The following is a 16,294-nucleotide window of genomic DNA, read 5'->3' as shown; positions in this document are numbered from 1 at the left end:
TTACGGCTCGCGGCCCCGCGTCGGTAGCGGCACGAGACGCATCTCGGTCGTGCCAGCCTCCTGCGTGCGCACCAGCACCGCAAAGATGGTCTCGACCGCAAGCTGCACCGCCACCTCCGCCGCCTCGCCCTTGGCCAGATGCGCCGCGATCAGTCCCGTCAGCAGGTCGCCGGTGCCATAGGGACGGATCGGCAGACGCGGCGTCGCAAAGCGCGACAGCTGGCCATCGGCGCAAAGGATCGTCTCCAACTGCCCTTCCGGCGTGTCCGCGAGCGTGCAGCCGGTCGCGACGACGTCGATGCGGCCTCGTCCCGCGAGCGCGGCGCAGGCGGCGCGCAGGTCCTGCGTATCGGAAATTGTAAGCCCCGCAAGCAGCTCGAGCTCGAATCGGTTCGGTGTCGTCAGGTTCGCGGCCGGCAGCAGCCGATGCCGGACCACGTCCAGGATTCCGTCGGCGACATAGACGCGGCCATCGTCCCCGATCACGGGATCACAGAGATAGATGAGCTTCGAATTGCGCTCCAAAGCCCGCTCGACGAAATCGGCGACCACGGCAGCATTGCCGGGCGAGCCGAGATAGCCGGTGACGAGCACGGCCGCCTCGTCGACGAGGCCGCGCTCCTCGACACCCTTCAGCAGATCGGCAACCAGCTCGGTCTCCAGCACCCGTCCGCGCAGGCTGGGGTAGCGCGGATGGTTCGACAGCAGCGTCGTCGGCACCGCCGCGACGTTCACGCCCTCCGCCTGCATGGCATAGGCCGCCGCGCTGTTGCCAACATGGCCGTGGACCACCTGGCTTTGAATGGAGATGACGAGCATGACGGAGGTCCGTAAGGTCAAACGTCGGACGGGGCAAGGGCTACGGGATCTCGTATCTGAGCCCTGGTCGCAGCGCCTGCATCCGGCGCGCAAGCCGCCGGTGGCCTGTCTCCGCCGACCGCAGCAACTGGTCGGCGACAGCGACATGGTCGGCATCGCTCTTGTGCTGGTTGAGCTTGGCCTGTCCCTCGATCTGATCCACCACGAGATCGACGACGCGGATCGCAGCCAGCATGCTCTCGCGCTTGCCCGCCTCCATCTGTGCGAGATCCCAGGGCTGCTTGGGCAACCGCGCCTCGGAGACCGCAAGCAGCGCGTCGCCGTGTTCGCGGTTTTCGTCGAGCGCGCACAGATGCGCCACGCCCGACAGATGCACCGCCTCATAAAGCCAGGTCGAGACGTTGTCGCGCGAGGCATACCAGTCGTTGGAGACGTAGGCATCGTCGCCGGCAACGATCAGCAGAAACCGCCTGCTGCCGTCGGCCAGCGGCACGAGCGGGTTCTTGGCGGTGAAATGGATCTGCACGATGGTGTGCCCGCCGCGCTCGCCCAGCACGAACGGCACGTGCGAGGCCCGGGGCCCGCGCTCGTCCGCCGCCACGATCACGCCGAAGCCGCGCGATCCGGCAAATTCCAGCGCGCGCTGCTCCTCGATGCGGAATTGGGGGCGGAGGACGTGCATGGCGCGGCGCTCGACGACTGGATGACGGATGAAGCGAGGCTACCCATGATCGAACGAAATCTGAAGGATAATCGGCCCGCAAACGGCGATGTCAGCAATGCCTCAGCGCCGCGCCAGCCTCGCCAGATAGGCGCAGAACATGTCGGCCATGGCATCGGCATAGGCCGCGATTTCCATCTCGCTCCGCGTCTCCTCTGAAAAACTTTTGCCGACCTCGCTCAGCGTCGTCGTGATCATTTCGCCTGCAAGGCAGCGTGGCCCATCAGAGGCTTTGGGCAGGGCCTCGCGCATGAAGGCGGCGACGATGCCCTCGCCGGCCGCGCGCGCCTCGTGCGCCTCGGGCGCGTCGCGATAGAGCGGCGCGGCATCGTTGAGCGCGACGCGGATCGCAGCTTCTTCGCACTCTGAGCGGATGAAGGCATGGACCAGCGCGCGCAGCCGCGCCGGCGGCGGCTTCGCCCGGTCCGCAAGGATGTCACGTAGGAGCTCGCTGGTGCGCCGCCACTCGTCGCTCTGCAGTCGGAACAGGATTGCCGCCTTGTTCGGAAAATATTGATAGAGCGAGCCGACGCTCACGCCGGCCCGCTCCGCCACCCGCGCCGTCGTGAAGCGCTGAGCTCCCTCTTTCGCCAGAACCTGAACAGCGGCATCCAGGATGGCCGCCACCAGCTCGTTCGAGCGCGCCTGTTGCGGCTGCTTTCGTGAGGAGATTGAACGACTTCGACGGTCGGCCACGGCACCCTGCCAGGAATGCGAATAGGAAATGCGACGAATTAGTCGTATTTCGGTCTCCGCGCAAGCATGCGCTGTTGGAGACACCGAATGACCACATCAACCATCACGTCGCTTGCGCCGCTGCTGGCTCGACTGTTCGACGAGGCCGACGCAGCAAGCGGCGCGACGCTGGCCGCCGTCGCCGATCTGTCCGAAGCCGACCGGACGCGGATGCTGCGGAGCAGGTCCGCGTACCGCGAGCTGTACGGGCGCCTGAAGCACGCGCCGCTCGCGGTCTCCCCCGAGACCGGCCGCCTGCTCTACATGCTGGCGCGCAGCTCCGGCGCCAAGGCGATCGTCGAGTTCGGGGCGTCGTTCGGCATCTCGACCCTGCACCTTGCCGCCGCGCTGCGCGACAATGGCGGCGGCCACCTCATCACCAGCGAGTTCGAGCCCTCCAAGGCGGCTCGGGCGCGCGACAACCTCACGGCCGGCGGCGTGATCGATCTCGTCGAAATTCGCGAAGGCGATGCGTTGACGACGCTCAAATCCGATCTGCCCGACACGATCGATCTTCTGCTGCTCGACGGCGCCAAGGCGCTCTATCCGGAGATCCTGGACCTGCTCGAGGAGCGTCTCAGACCGGGCGCGATCATCGTCGCCGACAATGCCGATGACAGCCCCGACTATCTGGCGCGTGTGCGCAAGCCCGGAAGCGGCTACATGTCCACGGCTTTTGCCGAGGACGTCGAGCTCTCGGTGCGGATCGATTGAAGCTGGATCCTATCGTCGCAACATCCGGGAGCCGCCGCACGATTCATCGCGCGGCGGCTTCCGGCCGCCGGCGGCAGACCGTGGAACCTCGGCGCCTGTCGCAGGCTCGTCACTCACACGTGATATCCGCTGCTGGCAAAAGCCATGTTCCGCGTGCTAAACAAACCTACCGCGCGGTATCTTTCGAGCCGCGCCAGGCCCGAGCTCGTCATGACATCCGCCTTTCATGCCTATGCGGCACTCGCTATCGCCATCGTCTTCGAGGTCACCGCCTCCGCCTTCCTGCAGCAGTCGGCGCAATTCACCCGGCCGTGGCCCACGCTGGCGATGGTCCTGTTCTACGTCGCCTCGTTCTACGCGCTGTCGATCGCGATCCGCGTCATTCCGCTCAGCATCGCCTATGCGATCTGGGGCGGGGTCGGCATCATCCTGACCGCCACGGTCTCCTTCGTGCTGTTCCGTCAGATGCTGGACGCTGCCGCCTTCGTCGGTATCGCGCTGATCGTGTCGGGGGTCGTGGTCATCAACCTGTTCTCGGAGACCGCGGTGCATTGATGCCGGAAAGCCGCTACACTCGCGCCAAGCAGCCTGAGCAGGTGCGGCGCGCTTTGCTCGATCATGCGGCTGCCATTGCCATGGACCACGGCGTCTCCGGCGTCACGGTGCAGGCGGTCGCAGCCGCCGCCGGTGTCACCAAAGGCGGGCTGTTTCATCATTTCGGAAGCAAGCAGGCACTGATCGAGGGCCTGTTCGCCGATCTCCTCGCCCGCGTCGATGCCGAGATCGACACTGCCATCGAGCAGGATCCCAAGCCGCGCGGCAGCTTCACGCGCGCCTATGTGAATGCGGTGTTCACCGGCAAGGCCTTCGGCTTCGCGACCCCCTGGGCGGCGCTGAGCATGGTCGTCGTCACCGATCCGTCGCTGCGCAGGCTCTGGAACGACTGGATCAAGGCCCGGCTGAAACGCCATCGCGCCAGCGATGGCGCGCCCGACCTTCACATCGTCCGCCTTGCTGCCGACGGCGCATGGCTGTCCTATGTCACGACAGGACAGACCCGCATCAGCGCCGACCTGCGCGCCGTGCACGACCGTCTGATCGCTCAGACCTATCGACGCGCTTAGCCGGGGCTTGCGACGACAGCTACTGGCTCTGCACCGGCGTCGGCGGACGTCGCGGCTGTTTTGCGCCAGGCTTGGCCGCAGCCCGTGGCGGCGGTTCATCGACCGATTGCAGATAGGCAGCAAGCGCCTTGGCGGAGTCGGAACTGGTCGCGTAATGGTCCTTCAAGAACCAGGACAGCGTCAGGGTGAAGCGTCCCTTGGCAAGGCCGCGCGGACTGCGGTGGCAAGTCGCGCAGCCATCGGCAAAGAGCCGCGCGGGCGACTTTCCGGCATCGAGGTTCTGCGCCGTTGCAACCGTCGTCAAAATGGAGGCGCCAAGAACCATCGAGGACGCGATCAAGCCGCGCCCCGGTCGAAACAGCGAAATCAATGTCGTTCCCGGACCCGTCGTGCGGTCACGCCGCCGACAGCTGTTCAAATTCGGGCGGAACGTAGGGATTGCCGTCCTGGTCGGTGATAACGACCCGCCAGCCCTCGCTTGCCCAGACCTTCGCCTTGGCCACGATGAGCAACCGGCTCTCGCGGGCGAAACTGTATTTCTCATTGTCGCGTTCTGCGACCATTTTGTAGGCCAATGCGCATCCCCTTGCGTTGCCCTGCACCCGCCCCACTCGTGGCAGCGGGCTTTGGCGGCATTTCGCCAGGAGCGTGGCAATTTGGTGCCTTCCGCAGGCAGCACGGCGTTGGCCCGCTCATGGCCGGGTGACCGGATTGAGCGTGCGTTACGTCGGGGACGCGATACGGCTTGCCGAGGCATGCTTGCCGCCAGGCATACAGCGCGCAGACCCCTTATGCGGGGCCCTCATCATGTATGCTGCTTCGGCCACCGGCTCCGTCACGACTGTCACGGACCGATAGCCCCTGTCCGGGTTCCACTAGTGAACGCGGATCACGTGCGGCCGGCCGAGATCGATCAGCCCCTGCACCGCCGAGAGGCGGTCGTCCAGGGCTGCGATGGTGAGGAGCAGATTGTTGCGGCGCTCGTCGAGCATGCCCATCTCGGCGCCGGTGAGCTTCGTGCCCGCCCGTTCCTTGTGAATCTCTTCGAGCGATTTGCGCAACCCGGCAATCAGGCCGGACAGTTGCTTGGCCTCCTTGGTCATCGACCGCTTCGCGACATTTTGGCGGCGCGTCTCCGCCTGGCTCTGTCTCATCTCATCCTCCCGTGCCCCGCTGCCCCGAGTGGATGCTTACAGCTTTGAGTAGACATATTACGATCGATGAAATCTGCCCGCGAAGAACTGACTTAAATTGTAAGGGTTTCACCATGCACGAAGAAGCCCGGCGCGATGGCCGGGCTCTCTGTCAGAGGATTGTAGCTTCTGCCGTTCACTTTACCCGCAGCATGAAGGCGTCGAAATACGACGCAAGCGCAGCAAAGTCATCCAGCGGCAGCACGGTCGCGACATACTGGTCCGGCCGGACCACGACCATGCAGCCGGCTTTCCGGTCGATACCGCGCATCGCGAAGACATCGTTGCCGCTCCTGATGTCCGGACAGAACATCTTCTCGTAATCGATCAGACCATGGCGGCCCTTGCGCGGGAGCAGCAGCGCCGGCATCGCCTCGACGGCAAGCTCGCGATGATCCTGCTGGAAGACCGCACGCAGGTCGATCACGCTGTCGACGTCGGCACCCACGGGCGTGTATCGCCTGACCGGCGATTCCCCGGCTTCGTCGAGAAAACTGCACAAGGCGCGAATGGCCGAACCGTTGGCGGCAGGATCTTGCGCGGGCGAGAACGCGTAGATGCGGAAGCGGCCGTCGGCCTGCGCCGCGTGGCCGAGATGCACCGGCTTGGCATCCGCCAGCCGGATCACCGGCGCGGAGTGGAAGCGCTTGCCGATGACGAGGCCTTCCGCGAGATGCTGATGCGAGGCTGCACCCGTGAGCACCGACGGACGATAATGCGTCGCGGTCCCTGCCGTGTATCGGCCGTGCCGGACGAAATAGTCCTGCGTCTTTGCAGCATCGGCGCCGCCGGCCTTCGCGGCGGAGGCGAGAATGCCCGCCCATTCACGATCGAAATCGATCAGCTCCTTCGCAACCGCCTGGCGTTCGCCCGAATAGGAATGCAAGAGGTGCGGGGCAGATTGCTTGCGCAGGACGGCAGCAAGCTTCCAGCCGAGATTGAAGGCATCCTGCATCGAGACGTTCATGCCCTGCCCCGCCTTCGGACTGTGGGTATGGCAAGCATCGCCGGCGATGAAGATGCGCGGCAGGCGCATGTCGATCTCCGCCTCCGGCACGTCGTCGAACTTGTCGGTGAGGCGCTGGCCGATCTCGTAGACCGACCACCAGGCGATCTCCTTCACCGCGAGCGCGTGCGGCTTCAAGATCCGCTGCGCCTTGGCGATGATGTCGTCTGCGCCGATGTTGCGATTGGCGACGCGCTCGCCGATTTCGAGCTTTGCAAGTTCGACATAGAGGCGAACCATGTAGCCGCCCTCACGCGGAATGATCAGCAGGCTGCCGTCTCTGGCCGACTGGATCAGCGACTTGAAGCGGATGTCCGGAAAGTCCGTGACCGCCAGCACGTCCATCACGCCCCAGGCATGGTTGGCGGAATCGCCGTGGAGCTCGCGGCCGATCGACTTCCGGACCATGCTCCGCGCGCCGTCGCAGCCGACGACGTAGCGGGCGCGGATGGTCTCGACCTTGCTCCCGTCCATGCCATCGACGCGTTCAAGACGCACGGTCACGGCGTGATCGGCGGGACCGGCAGCCGGATCGACATGGAGATCAAGCACGCGCCGGCCGTAATAGGGCTCGAGCTTGGCGGACGATTTGCGCATGGTGTCGAGAAAGCCGTCGTGGATTCGCGCCTGGTTGAGGATGACGTGCGGGAATTCGGACAACCCGTCCTCGACGTCCTGCACCCGGCCGCTGCGGACGATGGCCTCGGGCCGCCGCTCGTCCGGCTTCCAGAACGTCGTCTCGTTGATCCAGCACGCCTCCTTCAGCACACGCTCGCTGAAGCCAAAGGCATGAAACATTTCCATGGTGCGGCAGGCGATGCCGTCGGCCTGCCCCACCAGCAAGCGACTCGGCTTCTGCTCGACTATGCAGGACTTGATGTCGGGGAATTGCGCGAGCTGGGCTGCGAGCGTCAGGCCGGCGGGGCCGCAACCGACAATGAGGACGTCGACCTCCTCGGGCGTGGCACCCGCGGCACCCGAAGCCTGGACGCGCTCGGCAGGATCCGCAATTTCGGGATCGCCCGGCTGAAATCCATTCAGATGGAATTGCATGAGCACCTCTCCCGCCAAATCCCGGTTTTGGATATTGCTCAGTATGCTGACTATCAGTATACTTGTCAATGATCCCCGCCGTCCCTGCCCCACGGAGAATTCGGTGAAAGACAACAACGACATGCCCGGACATCTGGCGCGCCGGTTTCAGCAGATCGCGGTCGCGGTGTTCCTGGCTGAGGTGGGGGATGCCGGATTCGATCTCACGCCGGTGCAATATGCCGCGCTCGCGACCATCAAGGCCAATGCGAGGCTCGACCAGGTGACGCTTGCGGGATTGATCGCCTATGACCGCACCACCATCACCGGCGTGGTCGATCGCCTGGTGCAGAAGGGCCTTGTCGAACGCCGCGCCTCCAGCCGCGACCGCCGCGCACGGGAGCTCGAGATCACCGACGAAGGGCGACGCACGCTGCGCAGGATCACGCCGGCCGTCGAGTCCGCGCAGCGCGTCCTGCTGCGCGGATTGAGTGCGAAGGAAAGCGAGGACTTGATGCGGCTGTTGCAGAAGGCAATCGCCGCGGGCAACGAACTCAGCCGCGCGCCGCAGCGCGAGGTGCGGGCCTAGTGCGGAGCCCGGTTTCGGACGGTTTGTTCGCAATTGTCTCGGGATCGCGAAACCTGGAACTAACCTTCGGCTGCTATGGTCGGCCCAATTGGCCGATTAACGCGCGATTAACTTTGCCGTTCGGGAGATCAGGATGTTCAGGTTCCTCATTGCAGCTGCGGCGATCACGCTCTCAACCGGCCATGCGCTCGCGACCAGCCATGGCGGCGGCGAGCCCCCTCCACCGAAAGTCGAGGCGCCAACGGCTCCAGCGAAGGTGATCCTGACCAAGCAGGGCCCCAAGCTCGTCGATCTCAACGGCATGACTCTCTACACGTACGAGCGGGACACCACCGGCAAAACGTCGAGCTGCAACGGCAAGTGCACCGAGAGCTGGGTGCCGCTGGCCGCGACACCAGATGCCAGGGCCGTCGGCGATTTCACCGTGATCAACCGCGACGACGGCAGCAAGATGTGGGCATACCGCTATCGCCCGCTCTACACCTCGCCCGCCGACAAGGCGCCGGGCGATGTCAACGGCACTGCCGTGACGCTGCAATGGCGCGTCGCGCGGCCAGAGAACTAGGGCGGCAAACCTGCAGGCTTATTCGCGCGCCAGGTTCGACGGCACCGACTTGAACGTCGGAATGTCCGCGCTCGCCTGAAGCGGCCCGACCGTCGTGGTCACCAGCACAGGCCTGGTCGTGAACCAGACCGCTGCCACGGCCGCAATCACAATCCCCGCGCCGAGCGCCGCAAACTCTTTCATACTTCGGTCCTTGGCGATCAGTTGCTGAGGATGACGCCGTGCTGGTGCCGCGACGGATGATCGGCGCCGACCAGCGCGTTGGGATCGGTCGCGATCACCGCTTCCGGCAATGGCATCGGTTCGAGGCCGGCAAAGCGACGATAGAGCGCGCCCATCACGGCTCCGCAAAACGCTGCGGGCACCAGGAGCACCAAAAGGAGCGGCACAACAAACGCCAGCAGCAGCAGGCAGCCGAATGCGGCAACGCCTCCGATCGCCGCATATTCCCACGCGCTACGGCGGCTCATCGCACGCGCGAGGTGGTGCACGCAGAGCATGAAGATGCTCGAAGGAATAACCGAGATCACCATCATGATCATGAAGGTCTGCGCCGGGATCACGGCCGCAAAGATGGAAGCAGTGTTCTTGTCCGCGAAACCATTCATCAGGAGCGGCACCAGCGTGTAAGGCACGAGTGTCGCAAGCACTGTCGGCATCAAGGCCGAGATCGCGATACCCGCGACCGATGTGCGAACGCGGACCGGTCCGTCGAAGACGATTGGGGGCGCCGCTGCCGGCCCATTGTTGGCGAGAACCGTGCCGGCGGCTTGCGCAATCGGGCTCAGGCCGGCGAATTGACCATAAAGGAATCCGCCGATCATCCCTGCGACCGTCGGCAACAGACCGATCGTCACCACCGTACCGTCGCCGGGCGCGGCCAACTGGATGTGGTTGCGGATCGCAATGCCATAGCTCACGGCGGCCATGACGCCGCCCATGAGGCCGTAGGCCAGCCGGCTCGAGATCTTCCACTGCCGAAGCACGACGTGCCCGGCGAACAGCAGAGCCGCATTGATCGCCATGCGGCCCGCGTAGAACACCACAATCTGGTCCGGTGCCGGCACGCCTGCGGGATCGGTCACCTGTCCACCCGCGATGGCATATGCCATCAGCACGGCTTCGACGATGGCCAGCGGAATTAACGCAGCGAACAGCGCGCGCGGCGAATTCTTCACGAGATACATGCGAGCAACCCCTTGCCCGCTGCACGCTAGACGCGAGCCGTTACGGACCGCGCAAGACAATGAGTAAAATTGTCTGCAAGTGGGCGAGGACGGGTTTCATCCCATCATCGCCAGGGCGCGCCTAGCCGCGCCAGCGCGTGCCGGTCTCTGCCTGCGCGTTCTGCCCGGGCGGCAGCACCACGACCATCGAATTGAGCTTCACCCGGTCGTAGAGATCGATGACGTCCTCGTTGCGCATCCGGATGCAGCCCGACGAGATCGCCTGTCCGATATATTCGGGCTGGTTGGTGCCGTGGATGCGGTAGAGCGTGTCCTTGTTGCCGGCATAGAGATAAATGCCACGCGCGCCCAGCGGATTGGCGGGACCGCCGGCAACGCGCGGCGGATACGGCCCGAGCCGCGCCTGGATCTCTGCGGTCGGAACCCAGTCCGGCCATTCGGCCAGCCGGCCGACGCGCGCGACGCCCGAGAACGCCATGGCCTCCTCGCCTACTGCGACGCCGTAGCGAATCGCCTTGCCGTCGGGCAGCACGAAATAGAGGTAGCGCGCGTCGGTATCGACCAGGATCGTGCCCGGCTGCTCCTTGCGACGGTAATCGACGATGTGACGCAGATACTGCTCAGGCACGTTTGCCTTGGCATAAGGCGCATGGGCCAGCAACTGCCGGTCGCGCGCCGTCATGCTCGCATCCGTCGATGGCGAAAGCGTCGTCTGCATGCAGCCGCCGAGCGGCAACATGGCAACGACGAACAAAGCGAGAAAAGATTTTGGCACCGCCGATCCCCCGATAGCGGACAGCAACGCTCCCCGCGCCGTCACATACTGTCAAAATCATGCTGAAAACAAGGCGGAGCGGGAACACGTGCGCGTGTTCGCTAAAGCGGGTTCCATCACCACAAACGGCAGAAGAGCGTCGCATCATCTCCATCCCCTCGCCTTGCTTTGGTCAAACCCGACTGGACTCGTGGGCCCAGGCTCGGGGATGGGCCGACCTCAACAGATCGGCTCGCGCCAATGCGAACGACCACTACGTCAAACACTGGGCTTCAAAGGAGCTGCGATGCTCGCGACGCTGAACGCCAAGCAAATCGTCGATGAGATCGTGAAGGACACGGTCAAGGACAACGATCCGCACGACGCGGTTCAGATTTCTCCCGATATCGTGCTGGCCTCGCGCCCGGGGAACGCGGCGCCGGCGCTGGCGCCGGAGATCGCGCCTCGTCCCGAACCGAGATTCGCGCCGAGCCCGGCGCGCCCGCCGGAGCCTACGATCAACGTCGTCTACGGAAAACCCGCCGCGGCGCCGCCGGTCGACACGGACGTCCGCATCACCGCCAGCGACGGCCCCGCCCCGAAGAAGCGATCCGCGGTCGGCAAATGGGCGCGCGGTGCGTTCGTGGCCTTCCTGTTTGCCGGCGCCAGCGTGGCCGCGTCGATTGCGTGGGAGCAGCACGGCGATACCGCAAAGAAGGTACTCGCCGAATGGACGCCGGTGGTCGCGTCGCTGATGACTTCGTTGATGCCCGCGACATCGCAGACGGCGCCTGTCGCCGCCTCGCAAGCTGCCCCGCCTCCGGCGCAAGCGGCAGCCGAGCAAGCCGTCGCTCCATCCGCGCCGCCGCCTCCCGCTCAGGCCGCCGTCGCGCCGGCTGTAGCGCAGCCCGACCCGGCGCAATCGGTGCAGGCGATGACGAACGATCTCGCCGCCATGGCGCAGCAGATCGAGCAGCTCAAGGCCAATATCGCCGAGCTGAAGGCCGGACAGGAGCAGATGGCGCGCGAAATGGCGAAGCCGCCCGTGCCGAAGCCGGTGGCCGCCGAGACCAGGCCGGTCGACCCGCGCGCACGCGCTGCTGCGCTCCCGCCCCAACCTGCCGCACCACCGGTTCGCAAACCGAAGCCGCCTGTGACGCGAACCTACATGCCGGCCTCTTCGCCCGCGCCGCTCGCACCGCCGCCGCCTTCGCAGGCGGCCGCCATGCCGCCACCGGCAGCGCCGGTTACCACCACGCAAGCGGTTGCCGACGACGACGGACCTATCGTGCGTCCGCCGATGCCGCTGCGATAACGCAACGCCAAGCGACAGCAACGTCGCCTACGGTGTCCGAGTCGATGTGATGCGTTGAGTCCGGGCGATTACGGGAAGCGATGCGCAGCTCATCTTCCGCTCACGAGAAAAGGCCGTCGGGATCTATGCCGGCGGCCTTCTCTTGCAACTGCCGGTTCCCGGAGCCCGGTTCTGTTGCAATTCCATGCTTTATGATCGCGCCGCATATTTAATAAACTCTTAACGAACCTTCGTGCTGCACATCATTTCTGCGCCATAAGCACAGAGATTGCGCGGCCTGTTCATTCGATAAATATCGACTCAGTGGTATCATCCCGGACGTGTCGAGATTTCATTGAAGACTTGCTTTTCAGACTTGGTTTTCGATCTGGGTCGTCACACCGGGGAATTCAGATGCCTTACTATTCCTTCGATCTCGTGGTCGGTGAAGAGTTCAAGAACCAGGGCGGAATCATCCTCGAAGACATCGAGGTCGCTTCCGACCGCGCCGATCAATTGGCATGCGAGCTGTCGCAGGTGAAGCCCGAGCTCCAGCAGAAGGGTTGCTCGGTGCGCGTCACCGATCGCGATCACAACGAGGTCTATCGCACGCCGCTCGATCCCGTGCCGGCCTGGCAGCGCTAGCTACTCGCCAAGCACTGGCGGCTCGAACCAATTCGTCAGCGACAATCCGCCGTCGACGACGAAGGCTCCGCCGGTGACGTAAGCGGAGAGCTTGTTCGACAAGACGGTGAGCGCCATCGGCGCGAGGTCGTCGGCCACGCCGAGACGCCCGAGTGGAATGTGCCGCGCCAGCGAGGCATCCGCGACGAACCCGCCGGCCGCGATCGCGCCGGGCACCAGCGCATTGACGCGAATGCCGTGGCGGCCGAACGTCTTGGCGAGCTCCTTCACAAGCATCGCCATGCCCGCCTTTGCCGTCGAGTAGTGTGGAAGATTGCGCGGCGTGCCGGCATGCAGCGAGGTGAGAAACAGGAACGAGCCCGGCCGCTTCGCCGCGATCAGCCGTTTCGCGATCCCGCGCGCCAGGTGAAAGCCGGCGTCGAGATTGACGGCGTGCATCTCCTGCCAGGTCCTGCGATCGACCGCGAGCGCATGATCCGCCTCCCGCCGCGGCGGCGATGCGCTGTGGACGAAATGAGAGACCTCGCCCAGCGCGGCATGCGCGGCGGCCAGCAGTTCATCGCAGGCCTCGAGGCTCGCGAGGTCACCGATCCAGGGTACCGCCAGTTCGGGCCTCCCGCTCGCGCCGATCGCGTTCGCCACCCGGTCGGCACTGACATCGGCGAAAACGGTCCGGACGCCCTCGCCGACCAGAGCCTGCGCGATCGCGCGGCCGATGCCGTTGCCCGCGCCGGTGACGAGCGCGGTGTCGCGTGCAGGATCGAACGGCGTGCTGAACAGGCTCATGTCGCGCTCCGAGGCTGGGAGAGATCCCAGGTTAGCGCACTGCACGGCCGGGCGACAATTGCGGTCCGATCCCATTGCAGAGGGGCGCGCCGGACGCTAGCCTCTCAAAAAAACGGAGGAGATTACCAAGGATGCGCACCGGTTTTCTGATGGCAGGTCTGCTGCTGCTGACCGCCCCGGCCCAGGCGGGCGACGCGCCGCCGCGGTCGACCTACGTGACCATGGTCTTGCAGGCCTTTGCCGCCAAGGTCGAGTGCCCCAACACGGATCTCGCCTATCAGGACCTCGTGCAGAGGGCGCAACAGATGCATCTGCCCGACGGCACCACCGAGAAGGTGCGCAAGGCCATCGCCTGGATGCACACCGGCGGCAAGATGGGCGAGAAGCAGGACGATGATTTGATGGCTGAGGTCGCAATCGCAACCCAGGCCACCGACATGGACCAGCGCCGCCTCGGCATGTCCGGCTGGTGCGAGGCCCAGAAGACCAATCTCGCCGGATTGATCCGCGCCAAGGGCGGCTGACAGGGACGCGCTCGCAGCGTTAAGCACGCCGCGACGGAACCGCTGCACCGGCAAATATTCGTCACATTTTTCGCAAGCATGCGGGGCCTCTTCGAACAGGAGAAGCCCATGCGCATCGCTCATTTCATTGTCGCCGCTACGCTTGCGGCGAGCGCAATGCTCGCCGCCCCGGCATTGGCGAAGAATTCCGATGCCCAGAAGGGCGAGGACAAATCGGCCACGTCGTCATCGTGCAGCGCCTATCAGCAGGCGCCGGACGGATCGTGGGAGCAGCTACCCTGCAAGGAGACCGGCGAGCGCGGCCAACCGCAGACGCAGCACAAATCCGGTCCCCAGAGCGACGATCAGGGCGAGCGCTGAGCCGCCCATCCACAGCGGGAACCCGCCGGCTCCAGCCGAGTTGAGCCGACGGCATGCCGCGGTGGGGTGCCCACCAAAATACCGTGGGCAGGGCCAAGGAGCGGCCCTTGGAAACGCAAACCCTGCGAGCGTATGTGGCTTCGACCGAACTTGAGGACCTGCAGCGCCGTCTGAAGGCGCTTGAGGACGAAAACGCGCAACTCAAGGCGCTCGGGATGGCCGACCAGACCGGGCGCCGCAAGGCAGAAAGCGCGCTTGCCGAGAGCGAGGAGCGTTACCGGACGCTGTTCAACTCGATCGACGAAGGCTTTTGCATCATCGAATTCTTCGACGGCCCGCATGGGTCGCTCAGCGACTACGTCCATGTCGAGGCCAATCCTGCCTACACCCAGCATGCCGGCATTCCCAACGTGGTCGGTCAGAAGGTTCGCGAGATGGTCCCCGGCGAGGCCGACGGCTGGGTCGAGCTCTATGGCGGCGTGTTGCGGACCGGGCAGCCAATCCGCTTCGAACGTGAGCTGATCGCGACCGGCCGCCACCTCGAACTCGCCGCCTTTCGTGTCGAGCCTGCCAGCCGCAAGCAGGTCGCCGTGCTGTTCCAGGACATCACGGCACGCAAGCGCACGGAGCAGGAGCTCCAGCGTCTCAACGAGACCCTCGAAGCCCGGGTGGTCGCCGCCATAGCCGAACGCAACGTGTTTGCCGACATCGTCGAGGGCACGGATGCCTTCGTCCAGGTCGTCGACCCCAACTTCCGCTGGCTTGCCATCAACGGCGCCTCGGCCCGGGAATTTCACCGCATCTACGGCATCTTGCCGAAGGTTGGTGAGAACATGCTGGAGCTGCTTGAAGATCAACCCGAGCATCGCGACGCCGTCCGCGCGGTCTGGGCGAGAGCCCTCGCCGGCGAGGCCTTCGTCGAGATCGCAGAGTTTGGCCAGGCTGGACGAGCCCGCCGCTTCTACGAGATGCGGTTCAACTGCCTGCGCGACGGGAGCGGCCAGCTGTTGGGCGCCTACCAGTTCTCCTATGACGTGACCGATCGGCTGCGGGAGCAGGAACGGCTGCGCGAGGCCGAGGAGGCGCTGCGGCAGTCGCAGAAGATGGAAGCCGTCGGGCAACTCACCGGAGGCATCGCGCACGACTTCAACAACCTGCTGACGGGCATCATCGGCTCGCTGGAATTGTTGCAGGTGCGGCTCGGCCAGGGCCGCGTCAAGGATATCGACCGCTACGTCACCGCGGCGCAGGGCGCCGCCAAGCGCGCCGCAGCGTTGACGCACCGGCTGCTGGCCTTCTCGCGGCGGCAGACGCTCGATCCCCGGCCGACCGACCTGAACCGCCTCACGATGGGCATGGAGGAGCTGATCCGTCGCACGGTCGGTCCGGAGATCGCACTGGAGGTGGTCGCCGCCGGCGGCCTGTGGCCGACGCTAATCGATGCCTCCCAGCTCGAAAATGCCCTGCTCAACCTCTGCATCAACGCCCGTGACGCGATGCCCGGCGGCGGCCGGCTGACGATCGAGACCGCCAACCGCTGGCTCGACGAGCACGCCGCCGGCGAACGCGATCTCGAGCCAGGCCAGTATGTCTCGCTCTGCGTCACCGATACCGGGGCCGGCATGACGGCCGAGGTGATCGAGCGGGCCTTCGATCCGTTCTTCACGACCAAGCCGATCGGCCAAGGCACCGGCCTCGGGCTCTCCATGGTCTACGGCTTCGTGCGGCAGTCCGGCGGCCAGGTCCGGATCTATTCCGAGGTCGGCCAGGGCACGACCATGTGCCTCTACCTGCCGCGGCATTATGCCAAGGAGGCTGACAAGCCATCAGCATCGGCGACAAGGACCTCGATACGGCCACAGGCGAGCCACACCATCCTGATCGTCGACGATGAGCCGTCGATCCGCATGCTGCTGACGGACGCGCTGGAGGAGATTGGCTTCAACGTGCTCGAAGCGCATGACGGGCCGACCGGGCTGAACATCCTGCAATCGGACGCGACTATCGACCTGCTGGTGACCGATGTCGGCCTGCCCGGCGGCATGAACGGCCGTCAGCTCGCCGACGCCGCGCGCACGACGCAGCCCGCACTGAAGGTGCTGTTCATCACCGGCTATGCGGAAAACGCCATTATCGGCAACGGCCAGCTCGCCCCTGACATGCAGGTGCTGACGAAGCCCTTCGTGGTCGAGACGCTGGCAAGCCGCGTTCTCGACATGATCCGGGATGGAACCGGACGGAGCTGA

The 16,294-nt window shown here is 65.2% G+C and carries 21 protein-coding genes; 10 read left to right on the top strand and 11 right to left on the bottom strand.

Annotated elements, in window-relative coordinates; all coding sequences use genetic code 11:
- The 3 genes from pdxY to HAP40_RS18220 form a co-directional block, all read right to left on the bottom strand.
- Complete coding sequence (gene pdxY, locus HAP40_RS18230) at positions 1-819, bottom strand: pyridoxal kinase (RefSeq protein WP_166816506.1); 819 nt, start codon at positions 817-819, stop codon at positions 1-3.
- Positions 820-859: 40 nt separating this feature from the next.
- On the bottom strand, positions 860-1,501 hold the full coding sequence (locus tag HAP40_RS18225; protein ID WP_166816507.1) for an FMN-binding negative transcriptional regulator: 642 nt from the start codon (positions 1,499-1,501) through the stop codon (positions 860-862).
- A gap of 102 nt (positions 1,502-1,603) precedes the next feature.
- Complete coding sequence (locus tag HAP40_RS18220; RefSeq protein WP_166816508.1) at positions 1,604-2,236, bottom strand: TetR family transcriptional regulator; 633 nt, start codon at positions 2,234-2,236, stop codon at positions 1,604-1,606.
- Between the two features lie 87 nt (positions 2,237-2,323).
- Between HAP40_RS18220 and HAP40_RS18215 the strand changes: the two genes are divergently transcribed.
- The 3 genes from HAP40_RS18215 to HAP40_RS18205 all read left to right on the top strand — a co-directional run bounded on the left by HAP40_RS18215 (position 2,324) and on the right by HAP40_RS18205 (position 4,113).
- On the top strand, positions 2,324-2,989 hold the full coding sequence (locus tag HAP40_RS18215) for an O-methyltransferase (protein ID WP_166816509.1): 666 nt from the start codon (positions 2,324-2,326) through the stop codon (positions 2,987-2,989).
- Positions 2,990-3,199: 210 nt separating this feature from the next.
- Complete coding sequence (locus HAP40_RS18210; RefSeq protein WP_166816510.1) at positions 3,200-3,544, top strand: DMT family transporter; 345 nt, start codon at positions 3,200-3,202, stop codon at positions 3,542-3,544.
- Positions 3,544-4,113, top strand: coding sequence for a TetR/AcrR family transcriptional regulator (locus HAP40_RS18205; RefSeq protein WP_166816511.1), 570 nt, complete (start codon positions 3,544-3,546; stop codon positions 4,111-4,113). Before HAP40_RS18210 ends, HAP40_RS18205 begins: the two co-directional genes overlap by 1 nt.
- A gap of 19 nt (positions 4,114-4,132) precedes the next feature.
- Here the strand turns inward: HAP40_RS18205 and HAP40_RS18200 are convergent, their stop codons facing one another.
- The 4 genes from HAP40_RS18200 to HAP40_RS18185 all read right to left on the bottom strand — a co-directional run bounded on the left by HAP40_RS18200 (position 4,133) and on the right by HAP40_RS18185 (position 7,365).
- Positions 4,133-4,438, bottom strand: coding sequence for a hypothetical protein (locus HAP40_RS18200; RefSeq protein ID WP_166819461.1), 306 nt, complete (start codon positions 4,436-4,438; stop codon positions 4,133-4,135).
- Between the two features lie 70 nt (positions 4,439-4,508).
- Entirely contained in the window at positions 4,509-4,715 is a 207-nt protein-coding gene (locus HAP40_RS18195; RefSeq protein WP_166816512.1) for a hypothetical protein, read from the bottom strand.
- Between the two features lie 273 nt (positions 4,716-4,988).
- Complete coding sequence (locus HAP40_RS18190) at positions 4,989-5,267, bottom strand: hypothetical protein (protein WP_166816513.1); 279 nt, start codon at positions 5,265-5,267, stop codon at positions 4,989-4,991.
- A gap of 175 nt (positions 5,268-5,442) precedes the next feature.
- Positions 5,443-7,365, bottom strand: coding sequence for an FAD-binding monooxygenase (locus HAP40_RS18185; protein ID WP_166816514.1), 1,923 nt, complete (start codon positions 7,363-7,365; stop codon positions 5,443-5,445).
- A 103-nt stretch (positions 7,366-7,468) separates the two neighbouring features.
- Between HAP40_RS18185 and HAP40_RS18180 the strand changes: the two genes are divergently transcribed.
- A complete protein-coding gene (locus HAP40_RS18180; protein WP_166816515.1) occupies positions 7,469-7,933 on the top strand; it encodes a MarR family winged helix-turn-helix transcriptional regulator in 465 nt (154 codons plus the stop codon).
- Positions 7,934-8,066: 133 nt separating this feature from the next.
- On the top strand, positions 8,067-8,498 hold the full coding sequence (locus HAP40_RS18175) for a hypothetical protein (protein WP_166816516.1): 432 nt from the start codon (positions 8,067-8,069) through the stop codon (positions 8,496-8,498).
- A gap of 18 nt (positions 8,499-8,516) precedes the next feature.
- Here HAP40_RS18175 and HAP40_RS18170 read toward each other — a convergent pair whose 3' ends face one another.
- The 3 genes from HAP40_RS18170 to HAP40_RS18160 all read right to left on the bottom strand — a co-directional run bounded on the left by HAP40_RS18170 (position 8,517) and on the right by HAP40_RS18160 (position 10,424).
- Positions 8,517-8,681, bottom strand: a complete 165-nt coding sequence (locus HAP40_RS18170) for a hypothetical protein (RefSeq protein WP_166816517.1) — start codon at positions 8,679-8,681, stop codon at positions 8,517-8,519.
- A gap of 17 nt (positions 8,682-8,698) precedes the next feature.
- Positions 8,699-9,685, bottom strand: a complete 987-nt coding sequence (locus tag HAP40_RS18165; protein WP_166816518.1) for a hypothetical protein — start codon at positions 9,683-9,685, stop codon at positions 8,699-8,701.
- Between the two features lie 121 nt (positions 9,686-9,806).
- Positions 9,807-10,424: a L,D-transpeptidase gene (locus tag HAP40_RS18160; RefSeq protein WP_246556689.1), complete on the bottom strand. Its 618-nt coding sequence runs from the start codon at positions 10,422-10,424 to the stop codon at positions 9,807-9,809.
- A gap of 322 nt (positions 10,425-10,746) precedes the next feature.
- On the opposite strand from HAP40_RS18160, the gene HAP40_RS18155 reads away from it, so the two are divergent.
- Complete coding sequence (locus HAP40_RS18155; RefSeq protein WP_166816520.1) at positions 10,747-11,754, top strand: hypothetical protein; 1,008 nt, start codon at positions 10,747-10,749, stop codon at positions 11,752-11,754.
- A 393-nt stretch (positions 11,755-12,147) separates the two neighbouring features.
- On the top strand, positions 12,148-12,378 hold the full coding sequence (locus HAP40_RS18150; RefSeq protein ID WP_166816521.1) for a DUF6894 family protein: 231 nt from the start codon (positions 12,148-12,150) through the stop codon (positions 12,376-12,378).
- Here the strand turns inward: HAP40_RS18150 and HAP40_RS18145 are convergent, their stop codons facing one another.
- On the bottom strand, positions 12,379-13,164 hold the full coding sequence (locus HAP40_RS18145) for an SDR family NAD(P)-dependent oxidoreductase (protein ID WP_166816522.1): 786 nt from the start codon (positions 13,162-13,164) through the stop codon (positions 12,379-12,381).
- Positions 13,165-13,295: 131 nt separating this feature from the next.
- Between HAP40_RS18145 and HAP40_RS18140 the strand changes: the two genes are divergently transcribed.
- From HAP40_RS18140 to HAP40_RS18130, 3 genes are all read left to right on the top strand, one after another.
- Positions 13,296-13,688 carry a hypothetical protein gene (locus tag HAP40_RS18140; protein WP_166816523.1) on the top strand — a complete coding sequence of 131 codons (393 nt, stop codon included), beginning with the start codon at positions 13,296-13,298 and terminating at the stop codon, positions 13,686-13,688.
- 108 nt (positions 13,689-13,796) lie between these two features.
- Entirely contained in the window at positions 13,797-14,048 is a 252-nt protein-coding gene (locus HAP40_RS18135) for a hypothetical protein (RefSeq protein WP_166816524.1), read from the top strand.
- 134 nt (positions 14,049-14,182) lie between these two features.
- Positions 14,183-16,294: a PAS domain-containing protein gene (locus HAP40_RS18130; RefSeq protein ID WP_166819462.1), complete on the top strand. Its 2,112-nt coding sequence runs from the start codon at positions 14,183-14,185 to the stop codon at positions 16,292-16,294.

This window comes from Bradyrhizobium sp. 1(2017) (genome assembly GCF_011602485.2).
GTDB lineage: Bacteria > Pseudomonadota > Alphaproteobacteria > Rhizobiales > Xanthobacteraceae > Bradyrhizobium.
This window is presented reverse-complemented; position numbering and strand designations above follow the sequence as displayed.

Coding starts and splice junctions, on each gene's coding strand:
- pdxY (WP_166816506.1), bottom strand. CDS start 819: ATGCTCGTCATCTCCATTCAAAGCCAGGTGGTCCACGGCCATGTTGGC.
- HAP40_RS18225 (WP_166816507.1), bottom strand. CDS start 1,501: ATGCACGTCCTCCGCCCCCAATTCCGCATCGAGGAGCAGCGCGCGCTG.
- HAP40_RS18215 (WP_166816509.1), top strand. CDS start 2,324: ATGACCACATCAACCATCACGTCGCTTGCGCCGCTGCTGGCTCGACTG.
- HAP40_RS18210 (WP_166816510.1), top strand. CDS start 3,200: ATGACATCCGCCTTTCATGCCTATGCGGCACTCGCTATCGCCATCGTC.
- HAP40_RS18205 (WP_166816511.1), top strand. CDS start 3,544: ATGCCGGAAAGCCGCTACACTCGCGCCAAGCAGCCTGAGCAGGTGCGG.
- HAP40_RS18200 (WP_166819461.1), bottom strand. CDS start 4,438: ATGGTTCTTGGCGCCTCCATTTTGACGACGGTTGCAACGGCGCAGAAC.
- HAP40_RS18190 (WP_166816513.1), bottom strand. CDS start 5,267: ATGAGACAGAGCCAGGCGGAGACGCGCCGCCAAAATGTCGCGAAGCGG.
- HAP40_RS18185 (WP_166816514.1), bottom strand. CDS start 7,365: ATGCAATTCCATCTGAATGGATTTCAGCCGGGCGATCCCGAAATTGCG.
- HAP40_RS18175 (WP_166816516.1), top strand. CDS start 8,067: ATGTTCAGGTTCCTCATTGCAGCTGCGGCGATCACGCTCTCAACCGGC.
- HAP40_RS18170 (WP_166816517.1), bottom strand. CDS start 8,681: ATGAAAGAGTTTGCGGCGCTCGGCGCGGGGATTGTGATTGCGGCCGTG.
- HAP40_RS18165 (WP_166816518.1), bottom strand. CDS start 9,685: ATGTATCTCGTGAAGAATTCGCCGCGCGCGCTGTTCGCTGCGTTAATT.
- HAP40_RS18160 (WP_246556689.1), bottom strand. CDS start 10,424: ATGTTGCCGCTCGGCGGCTGCATGCAGACGACGCTTTCGCCATCGACG.
- HAP40_RS18155 (WP_166816520.1), top strand. CDS start 10,747: ATGCTCGCGACGCTGAACGCCAAGCAAATCGTCGATGAGATCGTGAAG.
- HAP40_RS18150 (WP_166816521.1), top strand. CDS start 12,148: ATGCCTTACTATTCCTTCGATCTCGTGGTCGGTGAAGAGTTCAAGAAC.
- HAP40_RS18145 (WP_166816522.1), bottom strand. CDS start 13,164: ATGAGCCTGTTCAGCACGCCGTTCGATCCTGCACGCGACACCGCGCTC.
- HAP40_RS18140 (WP_166816523.1), top strand. CDS start 13,296: ATGCGCACCGGTTTTCTGATGGCAGGTCTGCTGCTGCTGACCGCCCCG.
- HAP40_RS18135 (WP_166816524.1), top strand. CDS start 13,797: ATGCGCATCGCTCATTTCATTGTCGCCGCTACGCTTGCGGCGAGCGCA.